This is a genomic window from Bartonella sp. AP88HLJMH (genome assembly GCF_042195605.1).
Taxonomy (GTDB): domain Bacteria; phylum Pseudomonadota; class Alphaproteobacteria; order Rhizobiales; family Rhizobiaceae; genus Bartonella.
Genome location: NZ_JBHIOR010000087.1, coordinates 1 through 1067, shown reverse-complemented (window position 1 = coordinate 1067; position 1067 = coordinate 1). Strand labels below are relative to the sequence as shown.

The following is a 1067-nucleotide window of genomic DNA, read 5'->3' as shown; positions in this document are numbered from 1 at the left end:
GCAAACACCACACCAGACAAAGATGATACCCTTGACCCAAACGCCCCACCAAACGCATGCGACGAAGGCGAAGGCGTTATCCATATGGATGAAGAGGATAGATAAACAAAGCTATTTTATGATGATAAAAAGAAATACTATTTTTATTTTACTATTCCTAAAAATACAGCTAAACAGCGTTCAATTTCTACCATTTTATCTGCATGAATGGAGCCGAAAGCTGGACTAACTTTTTCACATCTTACCGTCATAATCTTATCAATCATGACTTGCGAAGGTTTTTGCAAACCATTTTTAGCGTTTGGCTGAATCGTAATGCGGAGTAATGGCGCATCAACAAGTGTGCTAGTAATGGGTAAAACCGTTACACTTGTATGTTCACTGAATTGATTAGCTTGAATGATTAACGCAGGTCTTGGTTTACCAAAATCACCTTGCATAGCTATTGTGACGAGAGATCCACGCATCATTCTGTCCAGCCATCAACATCCATTAAAGATTGATCCATCAACAACTGCATAGATGTATCTGTTTTATCCATTTTTGCGACTAAGCGACATTGGCGTCGGCACTCTTCTGCAAAGTTCGGTTGGCGAATATCTGGTACCCAAATTTGCATTAAACGCAAACCTGCTTTTCTTTGTGCGTTGCGATGTTTTTGAACGCGTTCATTGACGTGCATTGTAGCCATAACAAAATCTCCATTGTGTTTCATGTAACGTATAACACAGAAAAAAGTTACATGAAACACTACTTTTAATAAAACGCAATAATTACAATTTTTAATATTCACTCATCCCCACCTTTTGTGGGGCTTTTTTATAGGAGCAATACATGAGAACAATATCATCAGAAGGACTTGCACTTATCAAACAATGGGAAGGTTTGCGTTTAAACGCCTATAAAGATGCCATTGGGGTGTGGACAATAGGTTATGGACATACAAACAGTGCTGGAAAACCTTTTATTTACGAAGGCATGACAATCACTGAAAAGCAAGCAGAAGAACTTCTTTGCCAAGACTTAAGACAATTTGAAAATGTCGTTGAACGCGCTGTTACAGTTTC

General features: G+C 38.5%; 3 protein-coding genes. 1 reads left to right on the top strand and 2 read right to left on the bottom strand.

The genetic code is table 11. The annotated features are described in order from the left end of the window. Positions 1 to 143: 143 nt before the first annotated feature. Positions 144 to 467, bottom strand: a complete 324-nt coding sequence (locus ACFIMA_RS09705) for a type II toxin-antitoxin system PemK/MazF family toxin (RefSeq protein ID WP_375609602.1) — start codon at positions 465 to 467, stop codon at positions 144 to 146. Beyond that, a complete protein-coding gene (locus tag ACFIMA_RS09700) occupies positions 467 to 691 on the bottom strand; it encodes an antitoxin MazE family protein (protein ID WP_273791685.1) in 225 nt (74 codons plus the stop codon). Before ACFIMA_RS09700 ends, ACFIMA_RS09705 begins: the two co-directional genes overlap by 1 nt. 143 nt (positions 692 to 834) lie before the next feature. Between ACFIMA_RS09700 and ACFIMA_RS09695 the strand changes: the two genes are divergently transcribed. Next, positions 835 to 1067 (top strand): lysozyme (locus tag ACFIMA_RS09695; protein ID WP_375693452.1); only part of this gene is annotated, 233 nt, incomplete at its 3' end.

What these genes read in the sequence shown, in the direction of transcription:
- ACFIMA_RS09705 (WP_375609602.1), bottom strand. Translation starts at nt 467, where the DNA reads ATGCGTGGATCTCTCGTCACAATAGCTATGCAAGGTGATTTTGGTAAA.
- ACFIMA_RS09700 (WP_273791685.1), bottom strand. Translation starts at nt 691, where the DNA reads ATGGCTACAATGCACGTCAATGAACGCGTTCAAAAACATCGCAACGCA.